Origin of the sequence: Methylobacterium sp. HMF5984, from assembly GCF_045033435.1 — a bacterium.
Lineage (GTDB): Bacteria > Pseudomonadota > Alphaproteobacteria > Rhizobiales > Beijerinckiaceae > Methylobacterium.
Window position 1 is genome coordinate 1,934,446 of sequence record NZ_JBJFLN010000001.1, and the last position, 21,130, is coordinate 1,955,575.

Genomic DNA, 21,130 nt, shown 5'->3' on the forward strand with positions numbered 1-21,130 from the left:
AGGAGGACCTCCTTGCGTTCCGCCGCGCGGGCTCGTGCCGACATGGGAGGCACACAATATGCCAAGCGCCGCCCGGCACCTCCGCAACCGGTAGTCTACCGGGATCGGTTCCGGCTCACGTCACCACGCTCGGCTCGGCCCGTCCGGTCAGCGCCTCGATCTCCGCCAGCTCGCGGGCGACGGCGACCAGCGGAGCCAGCACCGCGGCGACCGGCCGCTCGAGCCGGTCCGGCGCCGCCTCGTAGCGCTCGATGTAGACGCGCAGCGTCGCGCCCGCCGTGCCGGTGCCGGACAGGCGGTAGACGATGCGGGCATCCTCCGCGAAGGTGACGCGAATGCCCTGGCGCTCGCTCACCGAGCCGTCGACCGGGTCGACGTAGCGGAAATCGTCCGCCGCCGAGACCGTGACGTCGCCGATCCGCCGGCCGGGCAGCTCCGCGAGCTTGTCCCGCAACCCGTCCATCAGCCGGTTGGCGGCGTCCGAGGCGATCTCCTCGTAATCGTGCCGGGTGTAGTAGTCGCGCCCGTACTCCGCCCAGTGCTCGCGCACGATCGCGTCGGCGCGCTTGCCCGTCGCGGCCAGGATGTTGAGCCAGAGCAGCACCGCCCACAGCCCGTCCTTCTCGCGGACGTGGTTCGAGCCGGTGCCGGCGCTCTCCTCGCCGCAGAGCGTGATCAAGCCGGCATCGAGCAGCGTGCCGAAGAACTTCCACCCGGTCGGCGTCTCGTAGGCACCGATCCCGAGGCGGGCCGCGACGCGGTCGGCCGCGCGGCTCGTCGGCATCGAGCGGGCGATGCCGGCGAGCCCGGATGCGTAGCCGGGCGCGACGCTGGCGTGCGCCGCCAGGATCGCGAGGCTGTCGCTCGGGGTCACGAACAGGCCCGGCGCGACGATCATGTTGCGGTCGCCGTCGCCGTCCGAGGCCGCGCCGAAATCCGGCGCGTCGGGGCCGAGCATCAGCTGGTAGAGGTCGTGGGCGTGGACCGGGTTCGGATCGGGGTGGTGGCCGCCGAAATCCTCCTTCGGCTCGCCGTTCACCACCGTGCCGGGCTCGGCGCCGAGCATGCCTTCGAGGATCGCGTGGGCGTAGGGGCCGGTCACCGCGCTCATCGCATCGAAGCGCATGCGGAAGCCGGAGGAGAACAGGCGGCGGATCGCGTCGAAATCGATCAGCTCGGCCATTAGCGCGGCGTAGTCGGCGACCGGATCGATCACCTCCACGATCATGTCGCCGATCCGCGTCGCCCCGACCTGGTCGAGGTCGAGGTCGGGCACGTCGGCGATGCGATATTCCGTCAGCGTCTTCGTCGCGGAATAGATCGCCTCGGTGACGCTCTCGGGCGCCGGGCCGCCGTTGGCGGTGTTGAACTTAATGCCGAAATCGCCGTCCGGCCCGCCGGGATTATGGCTCGCCGAGAGGATGATGCCGCCGATCGCGCCGGCTTTGCGGATCACGCAGGACGCGGCCGGCGTCGAGAGCAGGCCGCCCCGGCCGACGAGGACGCGGCCGAAGCCGTTGGCGGCGGCGATCTTCAGCGTGGTCTGGACCACCGCGCGGTTGAAGAAGCGCCCGTCGCCGCCGAGCACCAGGGTCGCGCCCTCGCGGCCGGCGACGGACTGGACGATCGCCTGGACGAAGGTCTCGACGTAGTGCGGCCGGCGGAAGTGGGCGACCTTCTTGCGCAAGCCGGACGTGCCGGGCTTCTGATCGGAGAACGGCGTCGTCGGCACGCGTTTCAGGACCATGGTTCGCTCGATCTCTCAGGGACTTTCCGCCCAACAACCCGGTTTCGCGGGAGCGGTCAATCAGCCCGCCGGATCCGCCGCCAGGAAGCGGGCGACGAGCATCCGCGCGAGGTCCGCGGGGGCGGCGTCGGTCAGCGCCCCGAGCTTGCCCGAGGTCGAGAGCGAGGCGAGCCCGTGCAGCGACGCCCACAGGGCGGCCACCGCCTGGGCGCGCTCGGCGGCGTCGGGCAGCAGCGGCTGCAGCGTTCCGTCGACGAGGCCGGTCGCGGAGGCCAACGCCTCCCAGTACCAGTCCGGCACCGCGGCGCCGCGCGCGGGCGCCTGGTCGGAGACGAGGCTCCAGATCGCCGGATCCGCGGCGACGAAGGCGAGGTAGGCGGAGGCCAGGGCCGCCGCGTTCGCCCGCGGCGACCCCGCCGGGTCGAGGGCCGCCGCGAGCGCGTCCCGCAGCCGGGCGAAGGTGCGGGCGTTCACCCGCAGCAGCACCGCGTCGAGATCGCCGACCGCATTGTAGATCGAGTTCGGCGCGTAGCCGATCGCGGCGGCGAGCGGCCGCATCCCGAGGGCGCGCACGCCCTGGTTCCGGACGATGCCCTCGGCGGCCTCGCAGACCAGCGCGAGGAAGCCGGCCCGGTCGACGTCGCCGCGCGGGCCGGCGGCGCGCTTCTTAACGGTCTTCACGCTATGCATCCGCGGTGTCCCGTGCGGTCGCGCACGGGATGCAGCGATAGATTGCACGGCGTGCAAGAACAAGCTTGCGCGCCGCCCGCGATCGCTTAGTTTGCACGTTGTTCAAATCCCGTCGTCCAGCGTGGATCGCACCGGGTCCGGGATTTGACGCGACCGCACGGGTTGAGCCAGTCATGGCCCAGCCGGGGAGACCGCCATGTTCCGTTCGCTGATGACCGCCCGGCGTTTCGCGCCGCTGTTCTGGTGCCAGTTCTTCTCGGCCTTCAACGACAACTTCCTGAAGAACGCCCTCGCCTTCCTGATCCTGTTCAAGGTCTCGCAAGGCGGCGATTCCGATTCCGGCATCCTGGTGACGCTGGCGAGCGCCGTGTTCATCGGGCCTTTCTTCATCCTGTCGGGCCTCGGGGGCGAGCTCGCCGACCGCTACGACAAGGCGGTGATCGCCAAGCGGCTGAAGTTCGCCGAGATCTTCGCCGCCGGCACCGCGGTGCTCGGGTTCTTCCTCGCCTCGGTGCCGATCCTGTTCGTCGCGCTCGGGCTGTTCGGGACGATCGCGGCCCTGTTCGGGCCGATCAAGTACGGCATCCTGCCCGACCACCTGCGCCGCGAGGAGCTGCCGGCCGGCAACGCGCTGGTCGAGGCCGCGACCTTCCTCGCGATCCTGCTCGGCACGATCGCCGCCGGCTTCGCCAGCGCCATGGGCGGCTCGCACCTCGTCTTCGGCGGCCTGATCATGGCCTTCGCCGTGCTGTGCTGGCTCGCGGCACGGGCGATCCCGCGCACCGGCGAGGGCGCGCCCGACCTGCAGGTCGACCGCAACGTCGCGCGCTCCACCGTGGCCCTGCTGCGCGACCTTTGGAGCGACCGCCGCCTGTGGCGCGGCTCGATCATCGTCAGCTGGTTCTGGCTCGTCGGTGTGGTGGTGCTGTCCTTGCTGCCGCTGCTGGTGCGCCACGACTTCAACGGCTCGGAGACGGTGGTCACGTTGCTGCTCGCGGTGTTCTCGGTCGGCATCGCGCTGGGCTCGGGCCTGGCCTCGTGGCTGTGCAGCGGGCGGATCGTGCTGCTGCCCACCCCCGTCGGCGCGCTGCTGATGGCCCTGTCCGGCCTCGACCTCGCCTGGACGGTCGCCCACCACGCGCCCGAGCCCGGCGCGATGATCGGCGCCGCCAACTTCCTGCGCACGGGCTCCGGCCTGCGGGTGGCGATCGACTTCCTCGGGCTGGCCATGGCCGGCGGCCTCTACATCGTGCCGTCGTTTGCCGCGGTGCAGGCCTGGACCGACAAGGACAAGCGCGCCCGCATCATCGGCGCCGTCAACGTGATGACCGCGGCCTTCATGGTCGGCGGCACCTTGGCGCTCGCCGCGCTCCAGGGCGCCGGCTTCTCGAGCGCGACGCTGCTGGCGCTCGTGGCGGTGCTCAACCTCGTCGTCGCGGTCGTGGTCCTCGTCACCCTGGAGACGAGCCCGTTCCGCGACTTCCTGTCGATCCTGTTCCGGGCGTTCTACCGGCTCGAGGTGCGCGGGCTCGACAACGTCGAGAAGGCCGGCGCGAACTGCATCGTCGCCCTGAACCACGTCTCGTTCCTCGACGCGCCGCTCGCCCTGTCGCTGCTCGACCAGGAGCCGGTCTTCGCCGTCGATCACGGCATCGCGCAGCGCTGGTGGGTGAAGCCGTTCCTGCGGGTCACCAAGGCGATGCCGCTCGATCCGACCCGGCCGCTCGCCACCCGCTCGCTGATCAACGCGGTGAAGGGCGGCGAGACCCTGATCATCTTCCCCGAAGGCCGCCTCACCGTCACCGGCAGCCTGATGAAGGTCTACGACGGCGCCGGCCTGATCGCCGACAAGTCCGGCGCGATGGTCCTGCCGGTGCGGATCGAGGGGCTCGAGAAGACCGTGTTCTCGCGGCTGTCCCGCGATCAGGTGAAGCGGCGCTGGTGGCCGAAGGTGGTCGTCACGGTGATGCCGCCGGTCAAGCTCGGGGTCGACCCGGAGCTGAAGGGCAAGGCGCGCCGGCAGGCGGCGGGCGCGGCGCTCTACGGCATCATGTCCGAGCTGGTGTTCGACACCACCGACATCGACCGGAGCGTGATGACGGCGCTGATCGCGGCCGCCGAGCGCTTCGGCTGGCGCCGCACGGCGCTGGAGGATCCGGTCTCGGGCAAGCTCACTTATTCGCGCCTCGTGATGGGCGCCAACATCCTCGGCCGCAAGCTGATGCCGTTGGCGGGGGAGGGGCGGGCGATCGGGCTGATGCTGCCCAACGCCAACGGCGCCGCGGTGACGTTTTTCGCGCTGGCCTCCGCCGGCCGGGTGCCGGCGATGATCAACTTCTCGGCCGGCGCGGCCAACATCCTCTCCGCGTGCACGGCGGCGCAGGTGACGAAGATCCTCACCTCGCGCGCCTTCATCGAGAAGGGCCGCCTCGGGCCCCTCGTCGAGGCGATCAAGGATAAGGTCGAGCTGATCTACCTGGAGGACGTGCGCGCCACGATCACGACGGGCGACAAGATCCGCGGGCTGCTGGCGGCGCGCAGGCCCCTCGTGGCGCGGACCGGAGAGGATGCGGCCGCGATCCTGTTCACCTCCGGCTCGGAGGGGACGCCGAAGGGCGTGATGGTCGCCAACCGCGGCATGCTCTCGAACGTCGCCCAGGTCGCGGCCCGGATCGATTTTGGGCCATCCGACAAGGTGTTCAACGTGCTGCCGATCTTCCACGCCTTCGGGCTGACCTCGGCGCTGGTGCTGCCGCTGGTCTCGGGCGTGCCGGTCTACCTCTACCCGTCGCCACTGCACTACCGGATCGTGCCGGAGCTGGTCTACGGCTCGAACGCCACGGTCCTGTTCGGCACCGACACCTTCCTGACCGGCTACGCCAAGGTGGCGCACGCCTACGACCTGCGCAGCTTGCGCTACGTCGTGGCCGGCGCCGAGCCGGTGAAGGATTCCACCCGCCGGACCTACGCGGAGAAGTTCGGCCTGCGCATCCTCGAGGGCTACGGCGTCACCGAGTGCGGACCGGTGGTCGCGGTCAACACGCCGATGTTCAACCGCTTCGGCACCGTCGGGCGCCTGGTGCCGGGCATGGAGCACCGCCTCGACCCGGTCCCCGGCATCGAGGAGGGCGGCCGCCTCGTGGTGCGCGGCCCCAACATCATGCTCGGCTACCTGCGCGCCGAGAACCCCGGCGTGCTGGAGGCTCCCGTGGATGGGTGGCACGACACCGGCGACATCGTCGCCATCGACGCGCAGGGCTTCGTCGCGATCAAGGGCCGCGCCAAGCGCTTCGCCAAGATCGCCGGCGAGATGATCTCGCTCGCCGGCATCGAGGCGACCGCCGCTGACCTGTGGCCGGACAGCCCGAGCGCGGTGGCCGCGGTGCCGGACGCGCGCAAGGGCGAGCGGCTGGTGCTGTTCACCCAGCGCAAGGACGCGACGCGCGCCGCCTACCAGACCTTCGCCAAGGGCCGGGGCGCGCCCGACCTCGCGATCCCGGCCGAGGTGGTAGTGGTCGACGCGATCCCGATGCTCGGCACCGGCAAGGTCGATCAGGTAGCGGTGACCAAGCTCGCGAAGGAGCGCGCGGGCGGGCAGGAGGCGACGGCGGCGTGATCGCTTAGGGCACGTCTTCCCTCCCCCTTTGCGGGGGAGGGGTGCGACCGGAATATCCTGTCGCCGTGTCGCCTTGTCGAAGAGGGCTGTCGCGTCTGATCGGGTCTCGCCTATAATGGCGAAAAGTCCGGCCCCCTTCGAAGAGCCCGCCCATGACCTCCCGCATCCCGAACTTCGCCGAGATCGCCTGGGGCGCGGACGCCGTCGCCGTGCCGCCGCCGCCGTCGGGGGAGCCGTGGATGACGCCCGAGGGCATTCCGGTGAAGACCCATTACGGGCCGGACGACCGGGCAGGGCTGGAATTCGTCGACACCTATCCGGGCGTCGCGCCGTACCTGCGCGGGCCGTACCCGACGATGTACGTCACCCAGCCCTGGACGATCCGCCAGTATGCCGGCTTCTCCACGGCCGAGGATTCGAACGCGTTCTACCGGCGGAATCTGGCCGCCGGACAGAAGGGCCTCTCGGTCGCCTTCGACCTCGCGACCCACCGCGGCTACGATTCCGACCACCCGCGCGTCTCGGGCGACGTCGGCATGGCCGGCGTGGCGATCGATTCGATCTACGACATGCGGACGCTGTTCTCCGGCATCCCGCTCGACGAGATGACCGTGTCGATGACGATGAACGGCGCGGTGCTGCCGATCCTCGCGCTCTACATCGTCGCCGCCGAGGAGCAGGGCGTGCCGCCGGAGAAGCTCGCCGGCACGATCCAGAACGACATCCTCAAGGAGTTCATGGTCCGCAACACCTACATCTACCCGCCCAAGGGCTCGATGCGGATCATCTCGGACATCTTCGCCTACACCTCGCAGAAGATGCCGAAGTTCAACTCGATCTCGATCTCCGGCTACCACATGCAGGAAGCGGGCGCGACGAACGACCTCGAGCTCGCCTACACGCTGGCCGACGGCGTGGAGTACATCAAGGCGGGGCTGGCGGCCGGGCTGACGATCGACAAGTTCGCCCCGCGGCTGTCGTTCTTCTGGGCGATCTCGACGAACTACTTCATGGAGATCGCCAAGATGCGGGCCGCGCGCCTGATCTGGGCCAAGCTCGTGAAGGAGTTCGAGCCGAAGAGCGAGAAGTCGCTGCCGCTGCGCACCCACTCGCAGACCTCGGGCTGGTCGCTGACCGCGCAGGACGTGTTCAACAACGTCACCCGCACCTGCATCGAGGCGATGGCGGCGACGCAAGGGGGCACCCAGTCGCTCCACACCAACGCGCTGGACGAGGCGCTGGCGCTGCCGACCGACTTCTCGGCGCGCATCGCCCGCAACACCCAGCTGTTCCTGCAGCAGGAGAGCGGCACCACCCGCATCGTCGACCCGTGGGGCGGCTCGTACTACGTCGAGAAGCTCACCGCCGACATCGTCGCCCGCGCCTGGGAGCACCTGCGCGAGGTCGAGGAGCTCGGCGGCATGGCCAAGGCGATCGAGGCCGGCATCCCCAAGCTCCGGATCGAGGAGGCGGCGGCGCGGGCCCAGGCCCGGATCGATTCCGGCCGCCAGACCATCGTCGGCATCAACAAGTTCAAGCCCGACGACGAGATGAAGATCGAGCTGATGCGCGTCGACAACGGCAACGTGCGCACGCTGCAGATCGACAAGCTCAAGCGTCTGCGCTCCGAGCGCGACCAGGCCGACGTCGATGCGCGGCTCGCCGCGCTGACCGCGGCGGCGGAAGGGGAGGGCAACCTGCTCGAGCTCGCCGTCGAGGCGGCGCGCGCCAAGGCGACGGTGGGCGAGATCTCGGATGCGCTGGAACAGGCCTGGGGCCGGCACCGGGCCGAGATCCGGTCGATCTCGGGCGTGTACAAGCGGGAGGTGGGTGGCATGTCGCCAGCGGTCGAGCAGGTGCGGGGGCTGGTCGAGGCCTTCGAGGAGAACGACGGGCGCCGCCCGCGCATCCTCGTCGCCAAGATGGGCCAGGACGGGCACGACCGCGGCCAGAAGGTCATCGCCTCGGCCTTCGCAGACCTCGGCTTCGACGTCGACATCGGGCCGCTCTTCGCGACGCCGGCGGAGGCCGCGCGGCAGGCGGTGGAGAACGACGTCCACATCGTCGGCGTGTCGTCGCTGGCGGCCGGCCACCTGACGCTGGTGCCCGAGCTGAAGGCTGCGCTGAGCGAGCAGGGCCGCGGCGACGTGATGATCGTGATCGGCGGCGTGATCCCGCCCGGCGACTACGATGCGCTCTACGCCGCCGGCGCCTCGGCGATCTTCCCGCCGGGCACGGTGATCGCGGAGGCCGCGGTCAAGCTGATCGAGGAGCTGAACGGCCGGCTCGGCTACGCCGCCCGGCAGGCCGCCGAGTAGCGCGCCCCCAAAGAGCGCTATTCCGAAGGCGTCTGCGTCTGCGAGGCCGGCGCCGACGGCGTGATCGAGCCGGTGGCCTCGGGGCCGCCGGCGCGGAACATGGCCTGGGCCGACTGCTCCGCCCGCTCGCGATCGAGCTTCTGCGCAGCCAGCAGCGCGCAGACCACGAGTAGGCCCACCCCGAATACCGCCTTGGCCGTCGTCCAGATGCGATCGAGCATGCCAAATGGTGGCATGCCGTCGGTTAGCGGGATGACAACGCCGGCGCTTTTCCCGCGGCCCGGCGCGCCGATCGCCCGGGCGATCCGGGCGCCGGGCCGAAGCAACTGTTGCGCTACTTGGTCTTCTTGCCGGCGGTCTTGATCGCGGCGCTAACCATGTCCTTCGTCGAAGGCGCCGCAGCAATCGTCTTCGAAACCACCTTCTTCGGTTTCTTCGTCTCGCGATTTCCGCGCTTGTTCTCGGATGCCATCATGCTCTCCCGCTGGTGATCGCGGCGATGATGGCACGGTTTTACGAAATCGCGCCCTACAAAACACTTGCCTCACGCAATCGCGAGACGCGCGAAGACATCCGGGCAGATGCCCGGGCCCTCGCGACGGGCCCGGTCGCCGCCGGGCGGGCCGCATTCGCGGCGCGCAGCCCGTCACGGCGGTCGACGACGACGAGGTCGCGCCGCCCCCTGATCCACGAATGCCAGCGACTTCGCCACAAATGAAACCAACGGTTGCAATAATTCGCTTGCCGCGTATGCGGCCTCGGGTTACTTTGCAATGCAAAGCGCGATTCGACGCCGGAGAGCCCATGCACGACCTCGACAAGGCGCTGGCCGACATCGTCGCTATCCGCTCGCAGATCGCACGGGACACCGCGTTCCGCGGCCTCGGCTCGGCGGCCCTGGCCGCCACCGGGGTGCTCGCCCTGGCGACCGCGTGCGGTCAGGCGCTCTGGCTCGGCGATCCGGACGCGCGGCCGCTTCTGTTCTTCGGCCTGTGGATCGCGACCGCCTGCGCCGCGGGCGGTCTCATCGGCATCGAGACGGTTCGGCGCTCGCGCCAGCTGCATTCGGGTCTTGCGGACGCGATGGTGTGGAATGCGATCGAGGGGTTCATGCCCGCCGCCGGGGCGGGCGCCTGCCTCGCCCTGGTGATCGTGCGCTTCGCCCCCGATCAGGTCTGGATGCTGCCGGGCCTGTGGCAGGTGCTGGTCGGCCTCGGCCTGTTCGCCTCGGCGCGGATCCTGCCGCGGGCGGTGCAGGGCGCGGGCGCGTTCTACCTTCTCGCCGGCCTGACCGCGCTGGCGGTCGCGGGCGAGACCCGGGCGCTCTCGCCCTGGCTGATGGGCCTGCCCTTCGCCATCGGGCAGGGCTGGCTCGCCGTCGTGATGTCCGGCACCGGAGGCGGCGATGGCGATCTCTGATCGGGCCGACGGCCGCTTCTCCTACGACGGTCTCGATCGGGTGATCCACGAGAAGGCGCGGCTCAGCGTGCTGACCTCGCTGGTCGGCCATCCGAAGGGCTTGGCGTTCCCCGACCTGAAGCGCCTGTGCGGGCTCACCGACGGCAACCTCAGCCGCCACCTCGCGGTGCTGCAGGAGGCCGATCTCGTCAGCCTGGAGAAAGGCCACGCCCATAACCGTCCGCAGACCCTGTGCCGGCTGACGCCGGCGGGGCGGGCCCGTTTCCTCGAGTACCTCGGCGTCCTGGAACAGGTGGTGCGCGACGCCGCCAAGGCCGCCCGCCTGCCGGAATCCGGCCACCTCAACACCACCCCGGCCTGACGGCCGACCGCCCGCCATCCGCGCCGCCCCCGACCGGAGCCTTCCACGATGCAAAGCCCCACCGACACCAGGCCGGGCCTTCACGCCGCGATCATCATGGACGGCAACGGGCGCTGGGCGACCCGGCGCGGGCTGCCGCGCGCGGCCGGCCACCGCACCGGGGTCGAGGCGATCCGGCGCACCGCCGAGGCCTGCCCCGAGCACGGGATCGGCACGCTGACCCTCTACGCCTTCTCCAGCGACAACTGGCAGCGCCCGGCCGACGAGGTCGGCGGCCTGATGCGGCTGCTGCGCGTCTACCTGCGCAACGAGACGGCGCGGCTCGCCCGCACCGGCACCCGCCTCAGCGTCGTCGGCCGCCGCGACCGGCTGCCGGCCGGGCTGCCCGAGGCGATCGAGCGGGCCGAGGCCGCGACCGCCGCCGGGCGCAAGCTGCACCTGCGCATCGCCGTCGACTATTCCGCCCGCGACGCGATCCTCGCCGCCGCCGCGCGGCTCGCCGGCCAGCCCGCCTCGCGCGAGGCGTTCGGAGCGGAGATCGCCGGCGCGATGCACGGCTCGCCGGTGGACGTCGACCTGCTGATCCGCACCGGCGGCGAGCAGCGCCTCTCCGACTTCATGCTGTGGGAGGCGGCCTATGCCGAGCTCCACTTCACCGAGCGGATGTGGCCCGATTTCGGCGAGGCCGACCTCGCGGCCGCGATGGCCGAATTCACCCGCCGCGACCGCCGCTTCGGCGGCTTGAGCGCACCGAAGGTCTCGGCTGCGGCCTGACCGGACTGGACAGGACGGGGGGTCGGCGCCAGATCGGCGGTGTCGCTCCCCTGGCTCGAAGATCGCTGCATGTCCGCTGACGCGTCCCCGCCCGCCCTCGACGACGAGACCGTCGCCTTCGCCGGTCGTCTGTTCCAGTATGCGCGGATGGGGCATGCCGCCGAGCTGGCGGAGTTGTTCGGGCAGGGGCTTCCGGCCAACATCCGCAACGATAAGGGCGACAGCCTGCTGATGCTGGCGGCCTACAACGGCCAGGCCGAGACCGCCCGCGTCATCCTGGAGGCCGGCGGCGACCCGGAACTTCCCAACGACCGCGGCCAGACCCCGCTCGCCGGCGCCGCCTTCAAGGGCGACGTCGCGATCGCGACGCTGCTCCTCGTCCACGGTGCGGCGGTGGACGGCACCGGCGACGGCAGCCGCACCGCGCTGATGACCGCGGCGATGTTCGACCGCACCGAGATCGTCGACCTGCTGCTCGCCCACGGCGCCGACCCGGACCGCCGCGACGCCGCCGGCCAGTCGGCCGCCGACATGGCGCAGGCGATGGGCGCGCAGAACACGCCGGCTCAGCTCGCGAACGCGAAGCGACCCGGCGCCTGAGCGATCACTCGCCGTCGGGCGGCAGCGCTTCGGTGACCTGGACGCGCTGGGCCGGCGGCTCCGCCGCGGGCTCGGCCGTCTCGACCGCGGCCGCGACGGCGGCGACGCCCTCGTAGCGCGACAGGCGCCGGTCGATCATACCGTCGATCCGGTCGTAGACCTCGGCCACCGTGAGGTGGCGCCGCGCCTTGCCGGCGGCCTTGTCGGCCTTCTGCGTGAACAGCGCCCGATTGGCCCGCGCCGCGCTGCGGAACTCGCGCTCGGCGACCTCGTCCGGGCGGTCGGCGCTCATCGTCAGGAATCGCCCGGCGCTCGACGTGCCGAGGAAATGCGCGAAGTACAGCTCCGACGTGGTCAGCGCCCGGCCGACGCGCGCCTCGATGCGCCCGCGGTCGCGCTTGATCAGCTCCGCCGCCATCAGCGCGGCGACGTAGGGGTCCTTGCGCAGCGACAGCACCCGGTCGCGCATCGGCGCGGCGACGGTGATCGCGGCGCCGCGGCCCTTCACGGCGGCCGCCTCGGCGTCGAGGCCGTAGCGGGCGCCGAAGTCGCGGATCATCTCGAGCCAGGTGGCGGTGACGAACTGGAACAGGCCCTCGGCCGACGAGGTCTGCGCCTTCACGTCGGTCGCGAAGCTGGATTCCTTGTCGGCCAGCGCCATCAGGTAGACCGGGTCGACGCCCGCTGCGGCGGCGGCCTTCAGGATCGTGTCGACGATCCGGCGCGGCACGCCGACCTTGCCGAAACGGATGGTGTCGTCGGTCTCCGGCGACGGCTGGGGCAGGGCGGCGAGGTCGCCGGCGATCAGCGCGCTGGTGGCCGGTTCCTGCTCGATGACGGGAACGCCGCTCCACTCGGAGGGGTTGTGGGAAGGTCCGGCGCTGGCCAGGTCGATCGCGGCGCGGGGACGCTCGTCGATCCGGTCGTGGGCCGAGGCCGCCGGCGCGAAGGCGGCCTGCGGCACGACGAACCCGGCGAGCAGGGCGGCCAGCCCCAGCGCGGCGCTCCTGCGGCGCAGGGCGGACGGGCGGCGAAATCCGGCCTCGTTCCGCGGCGTCCCGCACACGGCCCGCGGCAGCCAAACCACGGTGTCCACTTCACAATTCGACTCGATAGGCACGAGTCGGCTCACGTCGTCGGCGCAGAGCGCCGGCTCCGGGAAAACCCCCATTGCTGGTCCTTTTCGTGCCGCGGCGTTCATCGGCCGGGCTTCGATCAAGCGGCGGCTCTATCGCCGGATGCCGTGACCACAATGGGACGGCTCGGTGATCCAAGCGTGGCACGCTTAAGGAGCGGTTAACGCTCTCTTTTCACGCATTCTTAACCAGCCGTTCGGGTCCCATTCAGCCCTAGGTTGGCACAAAGATGTCGCATTCGGGCTTGGAACGTTGCACCCGAGCGCCAGTTAGCATGGGCCACGCAGGGCGGTCCGCATCGGCCCGTTCGAAGTCCCTGCGTCCGAAGCGTTTAAGGAATTTTCTCCCCATGAGCATGCAGACCGGTCGTCGCGTCGGCGTTGCGTTCGTCGGCATGGGTGGCGCCGTCGCCACCACAGCCATCGCCGGCATCGAGATGATCAAGTCCGGATCGAACCGCCTCGACGGTCTGCCTCTCGCGGGCGTCGCAGTCGCCGGAATGGCCGACTACAAGGATCTCGTCTTCGCCGGATGGGATCTGAACGGTGACGATCTCGCCTCCGCCGCGCAGGGGCACGGCGTGCTCACCAAGCAGGACATCGAGAACGGTGCCCAGGTGCTGAAGGGCATCCAGCCCTGGCCGGCCGTGGGCAGCGCGAAGTTCTGCAAGAACATCGACGGCGCAAACCGCATCGTCGCCGCCGACCATCGCGAGGCGGTGTCGATCATCGCCGCCGACCTCCGCCGCTTCAAGCAGGAGAGCAACCTCGACGAGGTCGTGGTGGTGAACCTCGCCTCCACCGAGCGCTGGCCCGACCTCACCGCCGCCGTGCTCAACTCGACCGAAGCCTTCGAGAAGGGCCTCGATACCAGCGACGAGCACATCTCGCCGGCGATGCTCTACGCCTATGCGGCGATCAAGAGCGGCGTGCCCTACGCCAACTTCACCCCGAGCATCGCCGCCGACGTGCCGGCGCTGCTGTCGCTCGCCACCGAGATGAACGTTCCGGTGGCCGGCAAGGACGGCAAGACCGGCCAGACCATGATGAAGACGGTTCTCGCACCGGCCTTCAAGGCGCGCGCCCTTCACGTCGACGGCTGGTTCTCGACCAACATCCTCGGCAACCGCGACGGCCTCGCCCTCAACGACCCGGCCTCGCTGCAGTCGAAGATCAACACCAAGGGCACGGTGCTCGACTCGATCCTCGGCTACCCGGTCGAGGATCACCTGGTCCACATCCACTATTACCGCCCGCGCGGCGACGACAAGGAAGCCTGGGACAACATCGACATCACCGGCTTCATGGGCCAGCGCATGCAGGTGAAGGTCAACTTCCTGTGCAAGGACTCGATCCTCGCAGCCCCGCTCGTCATCGAGATCGCCCGCGTCCTCGACCTCGCCAAGAAGCGCGGCGACGGCGGCGTGCAGGAGCAGCTTTCGACCTTCTTCAAGGCGCCGATGGTGGAGAACGGCCACGGTCCCGAGCACGATTTCGGCAAGCAGGGCAAGATGCTGCTCGATTGGCTGGACGGCGACCGCTGATGTCGGACGGCGTTCCGGCGACCGGCGCGTCCGGGCCTGCGGCGCCCGCCGAGCTGCGCGACCTGCTCGTCGAGATGAACGATCTCAAGCGCGTCCGGTCCGCCGGACGCGTCGGCTCCATCGCCGAGCGTCTGTTCGCGCAGGGTTGGAGTGCCCTGACGGGCGGAGCACCCGCCGAGGATGTGGCGCTCGACGTCGCCGCGACGGCTCTGGCCGCGACGCGGCTGTGCGATCTCGATGCCGCATTCCTGGCCGCTGCGGGCCTGCCGGACGAGGCCGTGTCGAGCGTCCTCGTCGAGGGGTTCGACAGCGTCACGACGGCGCTCGATCCTCACCTGCGCGATGCGCTTCGCGACCGGCTTCGCCATCGTGCCGAGCATCCGCAGGGCACGGTACCGGGTTTCGTCGCGAGCCTGGCGCAGCAGCCGCGGGCGGGCGTCACCTGTCCCGGGCGTCCCCGCATCCTGCTCGAGCCCCCCGAGAACCATGCCGAGCACTGCCTCGTGGTCGCGGTCTACGGCGTCGTTCTGAGCCCGTTCTACCGGGCCGATCCGGCCACCGTGTTCCTCGCCGCGATGGCGCATCACTTCCACAACGCCGCGATGCCCGATGCCGGCTTCACCGGCGAGATGCTGCTCGGCGACCATCTCGGCCCGATCATGGCGCGGACGACCCAATGGGCGCTCGACGAGCTCGACGGCCCGCTGCGGGAATCGGTCGAGCGCGCTCGCGCGGTGCTGCCGGACGACGCGACGGCGGAAGGCCGGGCGTTTCATGCGGCCGACTGCATCGACCGCGTGCTGCAGATCGCGCAGCACCTGCGCGCGGCCTCGCTCACCATGGGCACGGTGCTCGACGAGATGGAGCTGGTCCATGCCGGGCCGGTCAAAGGCTTCCACGATCGCGTGCTCGCGGATATGCGCATTCCGTAGAACCGACGTCGCGGCGCTCGTTCCGCGACGGACATACGACGCCATTCCCGCCATGCCGTTCCTGCCGTGACCGCGCCCGCGGCATCAGAGTTCCGATGATTCCCTTCGACCTGCGGTCGCCCGCGACCGGCCATGCGCTGAAGCCCGACACCGCGCATTCCCTGCGCGATGCCGACGCCGGCGAGCGCTGGCCGGTGGTCGACGGCATCCCCTATCTCCGGGTCGGCCGCGCCGACCTCGTCGCCCGCGTTCTCGCGCATCTCGACGCCGGCGAGGACGACGCGGCGCTCGCGCTCCTGCTCGCCGATCAGGACGATTGGTGGACCGGCCCGCCGGCCGAGCCGGCGGACCTCTACGCTCTGATCGCCGGCCGCGCCACGGCGACCCTGCGCGATGCCGTCCGCCTGCTCGGCTGGGGCCGCGTCGGCGATTATTTCCTGCACCGGTGGAGCGACCCGACCTATCTCGCCGGCCTCGCCTTGCTCGAAGCGCACTGGAACGATCCGGTCTGCGTCTTCGAGTTCGCCTGCGGCATCGGCCACTACCTGCGCACCCTGAAGCAGCGCGGCTGCAAGGTCGCGGGCGCCGACGTGGTCTTCGCCAAGCTCTGGGTCGCCCGGCACTGGGTAGTCGGCGCCGGTGCGCAGCTCGTCTGCTTCGATGCCGGCTCGGCGCATTGGCCGATTTCGGGCGCGCCGGTGGACCTCGTCGTCTGCAACGATGCCTTCTACTTCCTCGACGAGAAGGCGATGCTACTCGACAACCTCCGTCAGAACGCCGGCGACGACGGCTGGCTGGCGCTCAGCCACATCCACAACAGCGACCGCCCCGGCTTCTCGGCCGGCCGCGCCGTCTCGGCCGACGAGATCGCGGAGCTATTTCCCGACGCCCTCGTCTACGACGACGCCGAGCTGACCCGGGCCTTGGTCGCGGCGCGGGCGCCGAGCCCGCGCGCGCCGTCGGAGCTGCGGGCCTGCGAGGCGTTCTCGGTGGTCGCCGGGCCGGGGATGCGGCCGGCGCCGCGTTCCGTCGTGGACGGGCTGACGCTGCCGAAGGCCGGCGCCGACCTCGTCCTCAACCCGCTCTATCGCCGCGACGAGACGGGCGGGTATGCCATCGCGTGGCCCTCGGAGCGCTACGAGGCCGAGTACGCGCCGCACGTCACCTACCCGCTGCGATCGCACGGTCCCGACAGGCTGGTCTTTTCCGGCGGCATCGAGGCGGCGGAGATCGGACGCGTGCGCAGCCGGGAATTCGTCGATCTCCCGGAGCGCTGGTGATGGATGCCGTCCGCTGGGGCATCGTCGGCTACGGCTGGGTCGCCCGCGACTACATGGCGCCGGGCATCCGCGCCGCCGAGCACCGCCTCGTCGCGGTGTGCGACCCGGGGGCGGCCTCCCGCGCCGCCGCCGAGGCCGAGGGCGCCCGCGCCTACGACAGCCTGGACCGGCTGGTCGCCGACCCGGAGATCGAGGCGGTGTACGTCGCGACGCCCAATCACCTCCACCGGCAGGCGGTCGAGGCGCTGGCGGCGTCGGGCAAGGCGATCCTGTGCGAGAAGCCGATGGCGGCGAGCCTCGGCGACGCCGAGGCGATGGCCGCAGCGGTCGCACGGTCGGGGGCGTTCTACGGCACGGCGTTCGACCAGCGTCATCATCCCGGCCATCGCGCCCTGCGCGACCGGATCGCCGAAGGCCGGCTCGGCACGGTGACGGCGATCCGCATCGTCTACGCCTGCTGGCTCGGGCGCGACTGGGCGGCCTGCCCCGGCCAGGACAACTGGCGCATCGATCCGGCGCAGGCCGGCGGCGGCGCCTTGATGGATCTGGCGCCGCACGGCCTCGACCTCGTGGACTACCTCCTCGGCGAATCGCTGATGGACATCGCGGCCCTCACGCAGGCGCGGGCCCAGGATTACGCGGTCGACGACGGCGCGCTGCTGATCGGGCGGACCGAGAGCGGGGTGCTGGCGAGTCTCAACGTCGCCTACAACTGCCCCGACGCGCTGCCGCGCCGCCGCCTCGAGATCGTCGGCACCAAGGGCCTGCTCACCGCGATCGACACGATGGGCCAGACCGCCGGCGGCACTGTGACCTTCACCGACGGTGCGACCGCCGCCTCCGAGCCCGTCGCCTTCGACGCGGAGGCGTCGCCCTTCACCGAGCAGGTCCGGGCCTTCGGTTCGGCGCTGCGGCGTCCGGCGGAGCGGGAGGCCTACTCGGCGGCACGCGACCTCCACACCATGCGGCTGATCGCGCGGGCCTACGGCGCGCTCGCCCCAGCAGACGGACCGAACACGTGACTGAGAACGACCAGGACGACCGCGCCCGCGATCCGCGCATCAAGGCGCCGCGGCCCTACAGCTTCGGCGGCCCGCGCCGGATCGAGGGGCTGCCGCAGAACCTGCCGGAAACGGTGCGCGCCTATCTCGACATCCTTCCGCCGGGCCGGATCGTCGGGTTCCCCCTGGCGCCGCTCGACCGCACCGGCATCCCGGTTTGGTTCGTCTCGCTGTTCCTCGACGATCCGTTCTTCGTCGGCGCGATGCCGTCCGGCATCGGCTACGGCGCCACCGACGACGAGGCGCTGATCGGCGCGGTCGCCGAGATCGCCGAGAACCTGATGCCGTCGCTCGCGGTGATGCCGCGCAAGAAGGAGCGCGCGAGCTACCACGACCTCGTCAAGGTCTACGGCGCCGGCTCGGTCGCCGACCCGCTGACCCTCTGCCTGCCGGCCGGCTCTCCGGTGGGGCGCGACACGGTGCTGGAATGGACCGCGGCGACGCGCGCCAAGACCGGTGCGATCGTGCTGATGCCGCTCGACATCGCGGCCACCGATTATTTCGAGCTGTCGGAGGGCTACAAGCCCTTCACCAACCTGATCACCAACGGCCTCGGTGCCGGGCCGGACGTGCCGTTCGCGCTCGGCCACGGCGTCCTCGAGCTGCTGCAGCGCGACGGCAACGGCCTCCTGTTCCGTGCGCTCGACCAGGGCGTGATGCTCGACGTCTCGGAGGGCCTCGGACCCGAGACGCGGGCGATGCTCGACCGCCTCGACGCGCTCGGCATCCGGGCGCTGCCGAAATTCGCCACCGACCAGTTCGGGCTGACCAACCTCTACGTCGTCGGCTACGACAAGGATCCGGCCGACGCCCCGGTGCCGATCGCGCTCTCGGCCTGCGGCGAGGCCTGCGACCCGGATCGCGAGCGTGCGCTCCGCAAGGCGTTGCTCGAGTTCCAGGCCGCCCGCGTGCGCAAGGCTTTCGGCCACGGGCCGCTCGCCTTCGCCGAGCGGGTGACGCCGCCGGGCTACGTCGGCGCGTTCATCGAGAAGGCGCTGCCGAGCCTCGACCTCGAGGAGAGCCGGGCGCTGAAGGCCATGCTCGAATGGATCGTGCTGCCCCCCGAGGGCCTGCGCGACGTCCTGAAGGACACAGTCTATTCCGAGCGGGCGACCAAGGCGTTCACCGACCTGCCGACGACCCCAGCCGCCGACGGTCACGCGCGCGGCAAGATCGCCTGCGACCGGCTCGACGAGGCCGGGTTCGACATCCTCTACGTCGACTGCTCGCCGGTGGGCGGCGCGGTCGGCGTTGTCAAGGCGATCGTGCCGGGGCTCGAGGTCGAGACCATGAGCTACTACCGCATCGGCGAGCGCAACGCCCGCAAGCTGATCGAGCGCGACCACCCGCTGATCACGTTCGGCACGCCAAGCGAGACCCTGCTGCCGGTTCGGCTGACGCCGGAGGCGATCGAGCGCTTCGGCGGCCAGCCGCTGTTCGACACCGCGCTGGCGGAGTCGATCGTCGGCAGCCACTATCCGCTCTACCGCGAGCCGGAATCGCACCATGCCCCGTTCCGGCTGGAGCAGACGGGGAGGGCCGCGTGACGCTTCGCTTCGCCTACAACACGAACGGTGCGGCCAACCATCGGCTCGACGACGCGATCGACTTGATCAAGGGCGCCGGCTACGACGGCGTCGCCCTGACGCTCGACATCCACCACCTCGACCCCTTCGCGGAGGGCTGGGCGACGGAGGCCGGCCGGGTTGCGAGCCGCCTGGAGAAGTTGGAGCTCGGCTCGGTGATCGAGACCGGCGCCCGCTTCCTCCTCGATCCGCGCGCCAAGCACGAGCCGACGCTCGTCACCGCAGACGCCTCGGCCCGCGCGCGCCGCGTAGGCTTCCTCAAGCGTGCGATCGACATCGGCGCGATGCTGCATTCCGAGGCGGTCTCGTTCTGGGCCGGGGTGCCGCGACCGGGCGTCGACCCGGCCGAGGCGCGGGGCTGGCTCGTCGAAGGCTTGACCGAGGTCGTGGCCTACGCCGCGGAGAAGGGGGTGGTGCCGTGCCTCGAGCCCGAGCCGGGCATGCTGATCGAGACGCTGGACGACTTCGCCGCGCTCGAGGTGGGAGGCCTGCGCCTCGCCCTCGACACCGGCCATTGCCTCGTCACCGGCGAGCGCGACCCGGCGGCGGCGGTCCACGAATTCGCCGGACGCATCGGCACGGTGGCGATCGAGGACATGAAGCGCGGGGAGCACATCCACCTGCCCTTCGGCGAGGGCGACATGGACGTGCCCGGCATCCTCGAGGCGCTGGAGGCCATCCGCTACGACAAGCTGATCTGCGTGGAGCTGTCGCGCGAGAGCCATCGCGCCGACGCGATGATCCCGGCCTCGCTCGAATACCTCCGCAGCTGCCGGCGCGACGGGCCGCCCCTTCCGGACGACCAGGAGACCCGGCGGCAATGAGGATCTGCTTCGTCAGCCGGCGCTACTTTCCGGCGATTTCCGGCATGAGCGTCTACGCGCAGAACCTGCTGCGCGAGCTGGTCCAGGCCGGCCACGACGTGACGATGGTCTCGCAGTATCGCGGCGACGCGTTCGGCACCCGCGTCTACGGCGGCGGCCCGCCGCCCGCGGTGCCGGGCGTGCGGGTGATCGGCCTCGAGCAGGTCGGCGAGCAGACGAGCGGCGACTTCGAGCGCGACATCGACACGATGGTCGCGACCATCCGCGACGAGCACGCGCGCAAGCCCTTCGACGTCCTGCACGCGCAGTACGGCTACCCGACCGGGTGGGCGGTGCTGCTGGCGTCCAAGGCGCTCGGCGTGCCGAACGTGGTCTCGATCCAGGGCGGCGACGGGCACTGGGTCGGGTCGTGCTGCGAGACCCACCGGGTCGCGATGTGCGCGGTGCTGGCCCACGCCAACGCCCTGCTGATCGGCGGCGCCTCCTTCGTCGACGAGGTCTGCGACCGGCTCGGCTCGGACCTGGCCCGCTTCACCATCGTGCCCGGCGCCGTCGACACCGCGCGGTTCGCCCGCGGCGGCGACGGCCTGCCGGCGCCCCATGACGGACCGGTCCGCCTGTTCTATCACGGCCGCGTCGACCGCCGGAAAGGCGTGCTCGACTTCATCCAGGCCTTGGCGATCCTGCGCGAACGCGGCACGCCGTTCGCCGCCACGATCTCGGGCATCGGCCCCGACGTGGAGTCCTCGCACGCGCTGGCCGCGGAACTCGGGTTCTCGGACGCCGAGATCCGCTTCACCGGCTACGCCGATTACGATACCGTTCCGAGCCTCTATCGACAGGCCGACGTCTTCGTGTCGCCGACCTACGCGGAAGGCTTCTCCAACACGATCCTGGAGGCGATGGCCGCGGGGCTCGCGGTCGTGTCCTGCCACGCGGTCGGCGTCTCGGACTGCCTGCGCGACGGGGAGAACGGCCTCCTGACGATGCCCGGCGACGTGCCGGCGCTGGCCGAGGCACTGACGCGGATCGTCACCGACGCGACCTTGCGCCGCCGCCTCGCCGGGGCCGCCCTGGAGGAATGCCGCCGGGTGTACTCCTGGACGGCGGTCGGCCGGCAGATCATGGCGGTCTACGGCGAGGTCGTGCACGCGGCCCCGGCGACGGACTTCGCGGACACGCTCCCGCACGATCCGGCCTGCCGCTTCCGCGCCGAGCCGCACCTGCTCTAGCCGCAAGCCCC

General features: G+C 70.9%; 18 protein-coding genes. 14 read left to right on the forward strand and 4 right to left on the reverse strand.

What is annotated here, in order from left to right; genetic code table 11:
* Positions 1-115: 115 nt before the first annotated feature.
* Positions 116-1,747, reverse strand: coding sequence for an alpha-D-glucose phosphate-specific phosphoglucomutase (locus ACFZ8E_RS09210; protein ID WP_405042640.1), 1,632 nt, complete (start codon positions 1,745-1,747; stop codon positions 116-118).
* Between the two features lie 60 nt (positions 1,748-1,807).
* On the reverse strand, positions 1,808-2,428 hold the full coding sequence (locus ACFZ8E_RS09215) for a WHG domain-containing protein (RefSeq protein ID WP_243935944.1): 621 nt from the start codon (positions 2,426-2,428) through the stop codon (positions 1,808-1,810).
* A 205-nt stretch (positions 2,429-2,633) separates the two neighbouring features.
* On the opposite strand from ACFZ8E_RS09215, the gene ACFZ8E_RS09220 reads away from it, so the two are divergent.
* Together ACFZ8E_RS09220 and scpA are read left to right on the forward strand one after the other, a co-directional pair.
* Positions 2,634-6,053 carry an acyl-[ACP]--phospholipid O-acyltransferase gene (locus ACFZ8E_RS09220; RefSeq protein WP_405042641.1) on the forward strand — a complete coding sequence of 1,140 codons (3,420 nt, stop codon included), beginning with the start codon at positions 2,634-2,636 and terminating at the stop codon, positions 6,051-6,053.
* A 152-nt stretch (positions 6,054-6,205) separates the two neighbouring features.
* Complete coding sequence (scpA, locus tag ACFZ8E_RS09225; protein ID WP_243934943.1) at positions 6,206-8,371, forward strand: methylmalonyl-CoA mutase; 2,166 nt, start codon at positions 6,206-6,208, stop codon at positions 8,369-8,371.
* A gap of 17 nt (positions 8,372-8,388) precedes the next feature.
* Here scpA and ACFZ8E_RS09230 read toward each other — a convergent pair whose 3' ends face one another.
* Positions 8,389-8,592, reverse strand: coding sequence for a hypothetical protein (locus tag ACFZ8E_RS09230; protein WP_147727153.1), 204 nt, complete (start codon positions 8,590-8,592; stop codon positions 8,389-8,391).
* A 108-nt stretch (positions 8,593-8,700) separates the two neighbouring features.
* Here ACFZ8E_RS09230 and ACFZ8E_RS09235 point away from each other — a divergent pair, with 108 nt between their 5' ends.
* The 5 genes from ACFZ8E_RS09235 to ACFZ8E_RS09255 all read left to right on the forward strand — a co-directional run bounded on the left by ACFZ8E_RS09235 (position 8,701) and on the right by ACFZ8E_RS09255 (position 11,525).
* Positions 8,701-8,862, forward strand: coding sequence for a hypothetical protein (locus ACFZ8E_RS09235; protein WP_187274878.1), 162 nt, complete (start codon positions 8,701-8,703; stop codon positions 8,860-8,862).
* A 313-nt stretch (positions 8,863-9,175) separates the two neighbouring features.
* Entirely contained in the window at positions 9,176-9,790 is a 615-nt protein-coding gene (locus ACFZ8E_RS09240) for a hypothetical protein (RefSeq protein WP_405042642.1), read from the forward strand.
* Positions 9,777-10,151 carry a transcriptional regulator gene (locus tag ACFZ8E_RS09245; protein ID WP_147727150.1) on the forward strand — a complete coding sequence of 125 codons (375 nt, stop codon included), beginning with the start codon at positions 9,777-9,779 and terminating at the stop codon, positions 10,149-10,151. Before ACFZ8E_RS09240 ends, ACFZ8E_RS09245 begins: the two co-directional genes overlap by 14 nt.
* 48 nt (positions 10,152-10,199) lie before the next feature.
* Positions 10,200-10,925 carry a di-trans,poly-cis-decaprenylcistransferase gene (locus ACFZ8E_RS09250; protein WP_147859727.1) on the forward strand — a complete coding sequence of 242 codons (726 nt, stop codon included), beginning with the start codon at positions 10,200-10,202 and terminating at the stop codon, positions 10,923-10,925.
* Between the two features lie 69 nt (positions 10,926-10,994).
* Positions 10,995-11,525: an ankyrin repeat domain-containing protein gene (locus tag ACFZ8E_RS09255; protein WP_147842496.1), complete on the forward strand. Its 531-nt coding sequence runs from the start codon at positions 10,995-10,997 to the stop codon at positions 11,523-11,525.
* A gap of 4 nt (positions 11,526-11,529) precedes the next feature.
* On the opposite strand, the gene ACFZ8E_RS09260 is transcribed toward ACFZ8E_RS09255, so the two are convergent.
* Complete coding sequence (locus ACFZ8E_RS09260) at positions 11,530-12,696, reverse strand: transglycosylase SLT domain-containing protein (RefSeq protein WP_244029120.1); 1,167 nt, start codon at positions 12,694-12,696, stop codon at positions 11,530-11,532.
* A gap of 314 nt (positions 12,697-13,010) precedes the next feature.
* Here ACFZ8E_RS09260 and ACFZ8E_RS09265 point away from each other — a divergent pair, with 314 nt between their 5' ends.
* The 7 genes from ACFZ8E_RS09265 (at position 13,011) to ACFZ8E_RS09295 (ending at position 21,119) form a co-directional block, all read left to right on the forward strand.
* Complete coding sequence (locus tag ACFZ8E_RS09265; RefSeq protein ID WP_405042643.1) at positions 13,011-14,204, forward strand: inositol-3-phosphate synthase; 1,194 nt, start codon at positions 13,011-13,013, stop codon at positions 14,202-14,204.
* Positions 14,204-15,136: a hypothetical protein gene (locus ACFZ8E_RS09270; protein WP_405042644.1), complete on the forward strand. Its 933-nt coding sequence runs from the start codon at positions 14,204-14,206 to the stop codon at positions 15,134-15,136. Before ACFZ8E_RS09265 ends, ACFZ8E_RS09270 begins: the two co-directional genes overlap by 1 nt.
* 95 nt (positions 15,137-15,231) lie before the next feature.
* Positions 15,232-16,416, forward strand: a complete 1,185-nt coding sequence (locus ACFZ8E_RS09275) for a class I SAM-dependent methyltransferase (protein ID WP_405042645.1) — start codon at positions 15,232-15,234, stop codon at positions 16,414-16,416.
* Entirely contained in the window at positions 16,416-17,438 is a 1,023-nt protein-coding gene (locus ACFZ8E_RS09280) for a Gfo/Idh/MocA family protein (protein ID WP_405042646.1), read from the forward strand. Before ACFZ8E_RS09275 ends, ACFZ8E_RS09280 begins: the two co-directional genes overlap by 1 nt.
* Positions 17,435-19,024, forward strand: a complete 1,590-nt coding sequence (locus ACFZ8E_RS09285) for a YcaO-like family protein (RefSeq protein ID WP_405042647.1) — start codon at positions 17,435-17,437, stop codon at positions 19,022-19,024. Before ACFZ8E_RS09280 ends, ACFZ8E_RS09285 begins: the two co-directional genes overlap by 4 nt.
* The gene (locus ACFZ8E_RS09290; RefSeq protein WP_147727062.1) at positions 19,021-19,887 is read left to right on the forward strand and encodes a sugar phosphate isomerase/epimerase; all 867 of its coding nucleotides are present in this window, start codon (positions 19,021-19,023) and stop codon (positions 19,885-19,887) included. Before ACFZ8E_RS09285 ends, ACFZ8E_RS09290 begins: the two co-directional genes overlap by 4 nt.
* Entirely contained in the window at positions 19,884-21,119 is a 1,236-nt protein-coding gene (locus ACFZ8E_RS09295) for a glycosyltransferase family 4 protein (protein ID WP_405042648.1), read from the forward strand. Before ACFZ8E_RS09290 ends, ACFZ8E_RS09295 begins: the two co-directional genes overlap by 4 nt.
* The last annotated feature ends 11 nt before the right edge of the window (positions 21,120-21,130 follow it).

Excerpts from the sequence above, each read along its gene's own strand:
- ACFZ8E_RS09275 (WP_405042645.1), top strand. The coding sequence starts at position 15,232 with ATGATTCCCTTCGACCTGCGGTCGCCCGCGACCGGCCATGCGCTGAAG.
- ACFZ8E_RS09280 (WP_405042646.1), top strand. The coding sequence starts at position 16,416 with ATGGATGCCGTCCGCTGGGGCATCGTCGGCTACGGCTGGGTCGCCCGC.
- ACFZ8E_RS09260 (WP_244029120.1), bottom strand. The coding sequence starts at position 12,696 with ATGGGGGTTTTCCCGGAGCCGGCGCTCTGCGCCGACGACGTGAGCCGA.
- ACFZ8E_RS09220 (WP_405042641.1), top strand. The coding sequence starts at position 2,634 with ATGTTCCGTTCGCTGATGACCGCCCGGCGTTTCGCGCCGCTGTTCTGG.
- ACFZ8E_RS09240 (WP_405042642.1), top strand. The coding sequence starts at position 9,176 with ATGCACGACCTCGACAAGGCGCTGGCCGACATCGTCGCTATCCGCTCG.
- scpA (WP_243934943.1), top strand. The coding sequence starts at position 6,206 with ATGACCTCCCGCATCCCGAACTTCGCCGAGATCGCCTGGGGCGCGGAC.
- ACFZ8E_RS09265 (WP_405042643.1), top strand. The coding sequence starts at position 13,011 with ATGAGCATGCAGACCGGTCGTCGCGTCGGCGTTGCGTTCGTCGGCATG.
- ACFZ8E_RS09230 (WP_147727153.1), bottom strand. The coding sequence starts at position 8,592 with ATGCTCGATCGCATCTGGACGACGGCCAAGGCGGTATTCGGGGTGGGC.
- ACFZ8E_RS09245 (WP_147727150.1), top strand. The coding sequence starts at position 9,777 with ATGGCGATCTCTGATCGGGCCGACGGCCGCTTCTCCTACGACGGTCTC.
- ACFZ8E_RS09250 (WP_147859727.1), top strand. The coding sequence starts at position 10,200 with ATGCAAAGCCCCACCGACACCAGGCCGGGCCTTCACGCCGCGATCATC.
- ACFZ8E_RS09255 (WP_147842496.1), top strand. The coding sequence starts at position 10,995 with ATGTCCGCTGACGCGTCCCCGCCCGCCCTCGACGACGAGACCGTCGCC.
- ACFZ8E_RS09210 (WP_405042640.1), bottom strand. The coding sequence starts at position 1,747 with ATGGTCCTGAAACGCGTGCCGACGACGCCGTTCTCCGATCAGAAGCCC.
- ACFZ8E_RS09295 (WP_405042648.1), top strand. The coding sequence starts at position 19,884 with ATGAGGATCTGCTTCGTCAGCCGGCGCTACTTTCCGGCGATTTCCGGC.
- ACFZ8E_RS09270 (WP_405042644.1), top strand. The coding sequence starts at position 14,204 with ATGTCGGACGGCGTTCCGGCGACCGGCGCGTCCGGGCCTGCGGCGCCC.